General features: G+C 73.1%; 9 protein-coding genes. 4 read left to right on the forward strand and 5 right to left on the reverse strand.

Annotated features, from left to right (window positions below; all coding sequences use genetic code 11):
- Positions 1 to 21 precede the first annotated feature (21 nt).
- Positions 22 to 1,182 (reverse strand): cell wall metabolism sensor histidine kinase WalK, encoded by a 1,161-nt coding sequence (locus tag QZX64_RS04720; RefSeq protein ID WP_295657395.1) that lies wholly within the window; start codon positions 1,180 to 1,182, stop codon positions 22 to 24.
- Positions 1,183 to 1,303: 121 nt separating this feature from the next.
- On the opposite strand from QZX64_RS04720, the gene phoU reads away from it, so the two are divergent.
- Positions 1,304 to 1,960, forward strand: a complete 657-nt coding sequence (phoU, locus tag QZX64_RS04725) for a phosphate signaling complex protein PhoU (protein WP_295657396.1) — start codon at positions 1,304 to 1,306, stop codon at positions 1,958 to 1,960.
- Between the two features lie 50 nt (positions 1,961 to 2,010).
- Here phoU and QZX64_RS04730 read toward each other — a convergent pair whose 3' ends face one another.
- From QZX64_RS04730 to QZX64_RS04740, 3 genes are all read right to left on the reverse strand, one after another.
- Entirely contained in the window at positions 2,011 to 2,754 is a 744-nt protein-coding gene (locus QZX64_RS04730) for a phosphoglyceromutase (RefSeq protein WP_295657410.1), read from the reverse strand.
- A gap of 2 nt (positions 2,755 to 2,756) precedes the next feature.
- Complete coding sequence (locus QZX64_RS04735) at positions 2,757 to 3,290, reverse strand: hypothetical protein (RefSeq protein WP_295657398.1); 534 nt, start codon at positions 3,288 to 3,290, stop codon at positions 2,757 to 2,759.
- A gap of 69 nt (positions 3,291 to 3,359) precedes the next feature.
- Positions 3,360 to 4,073 carry a UbiA family prenyltransferase gene (locus QZX64_RS04740; RefSeq protein WP_295657400.1) on the reverse strand — a complete coding sequence of 238 codons (714 nt, stop codon included), beginning with the start codon at positions 4,071 to 4,073 and terminating at the stop codon, positions 3,360 to 3,362.
- A gap of 200 nt (positions 4,074 to 4,273) precedes the next feature.
- Here QZX64_RS04740 and QZX64_RS04745 point away from each other — a divergent pair, with 200 nt between their 5' ends.
- The 3 genes from QZX64_RS04745 to QZX64_RS04755 all read left to right on the forward strand — a co-directional run bounded on the left by QZX64_RS04745 (position 4,274) and on the right by QZX64_RS04755 (position 6,070).
- Entirely contained in the window at positions 4,274 to 4,759 is a 486-nt protein-coding gene (locus QZX64_RS04745; RefSeq protein WP_295657402.1) for a CarD family transcriptional regulator, read from the forward strand.
- A 76-nt stretch (positions 4,760 to 4,835) separates the two neighbouring features.
- Complete coding sequence (locus tag QZX64_RS04750) at positions 4,836 to 5,357, forward strand: hypothetical protein (protein ID WP_295657404.1); 522 nt, start codon at positions 4,836 to 4,838, stop codon at positions 5,355 to 5,357.
- On the forward strand, positions 5,354 to 6,070 hold the full coding sequence (locus QZX64_RS04755) for a 2-C-methyl-D-erythritol 4-phosphate cytidylyltransferase (protein WP_295657406.1): 717 nt from the start codon (positions 5,354 to 5,356) through the stop codon (positions 6,068 to 6,070). The genes QZX64_RS04750 and QZX64_RS04755 overlap by 4 nt, the downstream gene beginning before the upstream one ends.
- Before the next feature lie 115 nt (positions 6,071 to 6,185).
- Here the strand turns inward: QZX64_RS04755 and QZX64_RS04760 are convergent, their stop codons facing one another.
- Positions 6,186 to 6,974, reverse strand: a complete 789-nt coding sequence (locus QZX64_RS04760; protein WP_295657408.1) for a 2-C-methyl-D-erythritol 4-phosphate cytidylyltransferase — start codon at positions 6,972 to 6,974, stop codon at positions 6,186 to 6,188.
- Between the last annotated feature and the right edge of the window lie 101 nt (positions 6,975 to 7,075).

Raw genomic sequence — 7,075 nt, forward strand, 5'->3', positions numbered from 1 at the left:
GAGACGGACATCGTGGGGTGCTCATCGGCGTACCTCCTGGGTGGTGCTCTGGTAGGTGGTGTCCATGGTCTGGCTGCGGGGCAGGCTGAGGGTGAAGGTCGATCCCTGTCCCTCGACCGACCACACGGTGACGTCGCCGCCATGGGTGGCGGCGACGTGCTTGACGATCGAGAGGCCGAGGCCGGTGCCGCCCGTGGAGCGGTGGCGCGCGGGGTCGACGCGGTAGAAGCGCTCGAAGATGCGGTCGATCTCGCCGGACGGGATGCCGATGCCCTGGTCGATCACCGAGACCTCGACGCTGGTGTCGGTCCCGCGGGTGGTCACCACGACGCTCGAGCCCTCGCCGGAGTAGGCGACGGCGTTGGCCACCAGGTTGCTGACCGCGGCGGCGATCTGCTCGTGGCTGCCGTGGACGACCAGCTCGCTGTCGCCGCCGGTCACGAGGCTGATGCGCTTGGCGCGGGCCTCGATGGCGCTGGTGTCGACCGCGATCGCGATGATGTCGTCGACGCCCACGCGCACCGGCATCTCCAGGGGGTCGTCGCCCTGCAGCCGCGACAGCTCGATGATCTGCTGGACCAACCGGCTGAGCCGGTCGCTCTCGGTCAGCATCCGGCCGGCGAAGCGCTTGACGGCCTCCGGGTCGTCGGCGGCGTCGGCGACCGCCTCCGACAGCAGCCGGATGGCGCCGACCGGCGTCTTGAGCTCGTGGCTGACGTTGGCGACGAAGTCGCGGCGCACGGCCTCGACCCGGCGCTCGCGGGTGCGGTCCTCCACCAGCGCGAGCACCAGGCGCGAGCCCAGCGGCGCGACCCGCGCGACGACGGTGCGGGCGGCCGCCCTGTCGCGGGTGAGGGTGAGCTCGGTCTCGCGGATCTGGCCGTCGCGGCGCACCTGGCGCACGACGTCGGCGAGGTCGCCGATGACCAGCTCGTTGCCGCGCACGAGCCCGAACGCGTACGCCGGGGCGGAGGCCTTGAGCACCACGTCGTGCTCGTCGACGACCACGGCGCTGCTGCGGAGCACCGACAGCACGGCGGCGACCCCCACCGGGACGGCCGGCTCCTCCGGCTGGGTGAGCTGGTGCTGCTGGCGGTCACTGATGTGCCAGGCGAGCACGGAGACCGCACCGACGACCACGCCGATGACGGCGGCCAGGGAGGCCTGGGTCGTCGGATCCACAGTCCCAGCGTACGGGCGCATTCACCTCACGTTCGCCCACGGCCGCCGGGGCCTCCCAGTGTTCACCCCTCGTTCACGCGTCATCGCCGTCCGGACACCCGGGCTCCGTACCCTGCGCCGCATGCGCAATGCCTTCCACGACCAGCTCGACGCGATCTTCGAGGACCTCGCCGCCATCGGCCGGCTCGTCGAGACCGCCGTCGCGCGGGCGACCCGCGCCCTGCTCACCGCGGACGCCGGCCTCGCCGAGCAGGTCATCTCCGCCGACGTCGACATCGACCGGGCCCGCGAGCGGGTGGAGGACGACGCGTTCCAGCTGCTGTCCCTGCAGGCGCCGGTCGCCGGCGACCTGCGCATCGTGGTGGCGGCCCTGCGGATGGTCACCGAGCTCGAGCGGATGGGCGACCTGTCGGTGCACGTCGCCAAGATCGCCCGCCTGCGGGTGCCCAACGTGGCCGTGCCCGAGCAGATCCGGCCCAGCATCGAGCGGATGGCCGAGGTCGCCGAGCACATGGTGCGTCGCGCCACCTCGATCATCGCCGAGCGCGACGTCGAGGCCGCGCTGGACCTGCACAAGGACGACGAGGAGATCGACAGCCTGCGCCGGGACAGCTTCGTGACGCTGCTCGCCGACGACTGGTCGCACGGCGTGGAGGCGGCCATCGATGCCGCCCTCCTCGGCCGTTACTACGAGCGCATCGCCGACCACGCGGTGTCGATCGCCAATCGGGTGGTCTTCGTCGTCACCGGCCAGACGCCCCAGGAGGCCGGGGTCTGAGCGTCACGTCGTGCGGGTGGCGGTGCCGGGCTCACCGCTGCTCGCCGGGCTCAGCGACCCTGGTTGGCGACCGCGGCGGCGGCCTCGGTGGCCGCCTCCGGGTCGAGGTAGCGACCGCCCGGCACTGTCGGCGCGAGGTTTTCGTCGAGCTCGTAGACCAGCGGCAGTCCCGTGGGGATGTTGAGCCCGGCGATGTCCTCGTCGCTGATGCCGTCGAGGTGCTTGACGATCGCGCGGAGGCTGTTGCCGTGCGCGGCCACGAGCACGGTGCGGCCGGCGCGCAGGTCGGTCGTCACGTCGGACTCCCAGTAGGGCAGCATCCGGGCGATGACGTCCGCGAGGCACTCGGTCCGCGGCAGGTCGTCGCCGAGGTCGGCGTAGCGCGCCTCGGCGGCCTGGGAGAACTCGTCCCCGTCCTCGATCGGCGGCGGCGGCACGTCGAAGCTGCGGCGCCAGGTCATGAACTGCTCCTCGCCGTACGTCGCCAGGGTCTGCTTCTTGTCCTTGCCCTGGAGCGCGCCGTAGTGGCGCTCGTTGAGGCGCCAGCTGCGCTGCACGGGGATCCAGTGACGCTCCGCGGCGTCGAGGGAGATGTTGGCGGTGGTGATCGCCCGCCGCAGCAGCGAGGTGTGCACGACGTCGGGAAGGATGCCGGCCTCGACCAGCTGGCGGCCGCCGCGCACCGCCTCCGCGCGGCCCTTCTCGGTGAGGTCGACGTCGACCCAGCCGGTGAAGAGGTTCTTGGCGTTCCACTCGCTCTCGCCGTGGCGGAGCAGCACCAGGGTGTACGGCACGGTCACTCGGCCTCCTCGATCGGGGCTGGCTCAGGAACCTCGCACTCCTCCTCGCCCGGCGGCACACCGGCGACGTCGGCGTAGTAGCCGCAGTTGATGACCACCGGGATCTCCATGCTGGCCGACTCCCCGTTGCTGAAGGAGACCTCCACCGGCAGGAAGTCGCCCGCCTCGAAGTCGCCGGTGAGGGTGACGGGCGTCTCGGAGACGGCCAGGTTGACCAGCCCCCCGGCGGGGACCTCGACGGGGGTCACCTCGGCGGACAGCTCCTGGGCGTCGCTGCCGGCGACGCCCTCCAGCTCGACCGGCTCGTCGGAGTTGTTGGAGAGCGAGGCGATGAAGACGCCCGTGCCGGGCTCGGGCGAGACGACCTGCGCGCTGAGCACGTCGATCTCGCCGTCCCGGTCGTTGGCACCGTTGGCGGGGGTGTAGATCCGGTCGGTCCCGAGCTCGAAGCCGCAGGAGCTCGACAGCGCCGCCGTGAGCAGGAGCGCACCGACGAGGGTGCCTGGGGTGGACGTGTGTCGCAGCTGCATGCGGTGGGCCTTCGCGGTCTGGGTCAGCGTGGGTCGGACGCGCTGACAGCCTAGCGCCGCCGCGCCCCGTCAGGACTGCAGGGCCGGCCCCGCCCGGTGGGCGAGGACGAGCAGCACCACGAGCACCACGACGACGTACACGCAGGTGACGACGAGCAGCCTCCTCGCGCCCGTCCGCACCGCGATGCGGAGGGGGAGCGACCGGTAGCCGTCCTGGTGGTCGGCCACCAGCCCGGGCAGCGCCCGGAGCACGTGCACGCCGACCCCCAGCAGCGCGGCCACGACCGTCGTCGCCGCCTCCGGCGGGGTGTCCGAGCCGGTGCCGCCCCACCCGCCGTAGGAGAGGTACGCCGGGTAGAGCGCGTAGCCGACCGCCCAGGGCAGCCACGACAGCCGGCCCGTGCGCAGCCACACGTTGCCGGCCAGGCCGACGAGAACCGACAGCAGGTACGCCGCGGCGGCCTCCACCCCCGAGGCGACCGAGAGCGGCACGAGGAGCAGGACGGCGCAGGCGATCGTGAAGGAGACCGTCCCGGGGTCGAGGAGCCCCTGGGCGACCGGCTTGCCGGGCAGGTCGTGGCGCGCGTCGCGGTCGCGGTCGACCAGGTCGTGGTGCCAGCCGAGGACCGCCTGGCCCACCAGCACGGTGCCCAGCACCAGCAGCACCTCCTGTCCGGGACGCCCGGCGAGGGCCGCGGCGACGGCCACGCCGACTGCCGTCAGCAGCGCCTGCCGGGGGTGCGCGACGCGCAGCAGCAGCACGGGCACGGCGCGTCCAGGCATGGGGCGCAGTATCGCGGCCGGGGGGCGACCGGTCGGCGCGGACGGCGTCCGGCCGGGCCCCGTGCAGGTGCACGACGTGGCCGCCACCACACGAACACAGATTCTGTCAAGCCCCCCACAGGCCGCTGACCTGCACAAACGGGGGAAGCGGCTCTGTGAAAGCGTGTTAGAATGGAGTCCTAGGAAAGGGTAACGAACATATGACTTTCACCGTCGGCGAAACGGTTGTCTACCCAAATCACGGGGCCGCTGTCATTGAAGACATCGAGATGCGAACCATCAAGGGCGAGGACCGGCAGTACCTCGTCCTGCGGATCGTGGCCCAGCAGGACCTGGTCGTCCGCGTGCCGGCCTGCAACCTCGACCTGGTCGGCGTCCGCGACGTCGTCGACAAGGCTGGCCTCGACCGCGTGTTCGACGTCCTGCGGGCGGCCCATGTGGAGGAGCCGACCAACTGGTCGCGTCGCTACAAGGCCAACCTCGAGAAGCTGCACAGCGGCGACGTCATGAAGGTGTCGGAGGTCGTGCGCGACCTGTGGCGTCGTGAGCGGGACCGTGGTCTCTCGGCGGGTGAGAAGCGGATGTTGGCCAAGGCGCGCCAGATCCTCGTCTCCGAGCTCGCGCTGGCCGAGCACACCAACGAGGACAAGGCCGAGGCGATCCTCGACGAGGTCCTCGCCTCCTGATCCTGCTGCACCAGGACGACCCCCGACACACGTCCCGTGTCGGGGGTCGTGCTGTCCCTTGTACCGTGAGCGGGCCATGACCACGGACATCCACGCCCCGGAGACCGACGACCCGACCCCTGCCCTGGGCACGATCGTGGAGGAGGGTCGCGGGGCCCTGCCCTTCGCCCTCATCCACGGCGAGGCGCTGGTCGCCTGCGCGGCCTGGGCGCTGGGCGACGCGGGGGTGACCGCGGTCGACCTCGGCACCGCGTGGGCAGGCCTGGCCGACAGCGGCGAGCCGTTCGTGCTCCACGACGCACTGTGCCCGATGACCCCGGCGTCCTTCATCGCCGACTGCCTGACGCGCTCGGCCCGGACGGGTGCGGCGGTGGTCGGCGTCGACGAGCACGGCACCGTCCTGTCGCCGGTCGTCCTGCCGCCGGCTGTGGTGGCCGGCCTCGAGGGGCTGCCCTCGCTGGACTTCGAGGTCCTCGTGGCGGCGGTCGAGGACCGGTTCCCCGTCGAGCGGATCACCGCCCCGGCCAGCGCCGGACGCGTCGCCGGCCCCGACGACGTGGCGGCGCTCGAGGCCCTCACCACGCCCGAGCCGGCATGAGCGACCCTGTCGCCTGGCCCGCCGTGCTGGCGATGACGGGCCGCGGGGGACTGCCGTTCTCGCTGCTGCACCGACAGCCGCTCTACCTCCACGCGCTGCGGTCGCTGGCCGCCTCCGGTGGCTCGACGGTGGTCGTGGCCGTCGACCCGGCCGACCACGACCGGGTGCGCCGCGAGGTGCGCCGTGCCGGGCTCACCGCCTCGGTGCGCGTCGGGGCGGACTGGTGGCCCGCGGTGCAGGCGCCCGGCGCCGGCCTGGTGGTGCACGACCCGCTGTGTCCCCTGGTCTCCGCCGACTTCGTGCGCGACGTACGGCGGCGGGCCGGCGCGCAGCCCGACACCTCGTTCCTGGCCTACCGGCCCGTGACCGACACGGTGAAGACGGTGGTCGACGACCAGATCCAGGGCACGATCGACCGCGAGGCACTCGCCGCGCTGGTCTCCCCGGCCGTGGTCTCCCCGTCGCTGGTCGCTGCGTCGGTGGCGGTGGGCGAGCAGCCACCGGTCGACGACTTCGCCCGGCTGGCGGCCTGGTTGCGCGAGCGGGGAAGGGTCGAGCTCGTGCGCGCGCCGTCGCTGGCCCGGCGGGTCGACGACGCGTCGGCGGTGAACCTGCTCGAGTGCGTCGACGAGCTCGCGCGGCGCGTGCGCACGGAGGCCGGCGCCGGTCCCGTCAGCGGGGCAGCAGGTCGCGGCACTCGCGCAGGGACGTGACCGGCTGCCGCAGCACGGCGCGCGGCAGCCGGCGCAGGTAGCCGCCCGGTGTGGTGCGGCTCGTGGTCGGTGAGCTGGTCGCACATCTCGCAGCGCGGATCGGCCTCCTCGAGGCTCATCCGCGGCCCTCGTGCGGAAGGGTCTCGCGCAGGTGGGCCAGCGGCGACTCGCGCCGGGGCGGCGTACGGCCGGAGAGGTCGAAGTCGGCCTTGGCGAGCAGGCGCTCGGCGAGGAGGACGTCCTCGGGGAAGGTGATCTTGATGTTGCCGGCATCGCCGTCGACGCCCCGCACCGGGACGTCGGTGTAGCGCTCCATGCAGCTCGCGGTGTCGGTGCCGACGAAGCCGTCCGCCTCCGCGAGCCGGTAGGCCTCGAGGAGCGGCCGGGCGAGGAAGGCCTGCGGGGTCTGCACGGCGACCACCCGGTTGGGCGGCTGCGCGCCGCCCTCGAGGGTGGCGAGGTTGCGCTGCTCGCGCACGGGGATGGCGCCGCCGTGCTCGGTGGCCGCCTCGATGACGGAGGCGAAGAGGCCGGTCCCGGCCAGTGGGCGGGCCGCGTCGTGGATCACCACGACGTCGATCTCTCCTGCCTCGATGGCGGGCGCCAGTGCCTGGAGCGCCTGCCACTCCGAGCTGTGCCGGCTGTCGCCGCCGACGACGACGGAGACGTCGGGAGGACCGACCTCCCGGTCGAGGGCCGCGGTCACGGCGTCACGGTCCTGCTCGCGGATGACGACGACCGTGTGCGTGACCGCGGCGAGCTCGCGGGCCCACCGGATCGACCACGTGAACACGCGTCGTCCGGCCAGCGGAAGCAGCACCTTGTTGGTGTGGTGCCCGCTGCGCCGGCCCTCTCCTGCCGCCAGCATCACCACCGCAGCGCGGGCGGGCGGGGTCGGCGGCACCGGGCGAGCCTAGCGCCCGCGGTGTCGTCCCCCAGCCCTCAGCGACGCGCACGGCCGGCTGACCTACGCCGGGTCGCGCCGGCCGACGACGAGGGCGGTGG

Origin of the sequence: uncultured Nocardioides sp. (assembly GCF_902805925.1) — a bacterium.
In the GTDB taxonomy this organism is placed as follows: domain Bacteria; phylum Actinomycetota; class Actinomycetes; order Propionibacteriales; family Nocardioidaceae; genus Nocardioides.

What these genes read in the sequence shown, in the direction of transcription:
- QZX64_RS04745 (WP_295657402.1), top strand. Translation starts at nt 4,274, where the DNA reads ATGACTTTCACCGTCGGCGAAACGGTTGTCTACCCAAATCACGGGGCC.
- QZX64_RS04755 (WP_295657406.1), top strand. Translation starts at nt 5,354, where the DNA reads ATGAGCGACCCTGTCGCCTGGCCCGCCGTGCTGGCGATGACGGGCCGC.
- QZX64_RS04740 (WP_295657400.1), bottom strand. Translation starts at nt 4,073, where the DNA reads ATGCCTGGACGCGCCGTGCCCGTGCTGCTGCTGCGCGTCGCGCACCCC.
- QZX64_RS04735 (WP_295657398.1), bottom strand. Translation starts at nt 3,290, where the DNA reads ATGCAGCTGCGACACACGTCCACCCCAGGCACCCTCGTCGGTGCGCTC.
- phoU (WP_295657396.1), top strand. Translation starts at nt 1,304, where the DNA reads ATGCGCAATGCCTTCCACGACCAGCTCGACGCGATCTTCGAGGACCTC.
- QZX64_RS04750 (WP_295657404.1), top strand. Translation starts at nt 4,836, where the DNA reads ATGACCACGGACATCCACGCCCCGGAGACCGACGACCCGACCCCTGCC.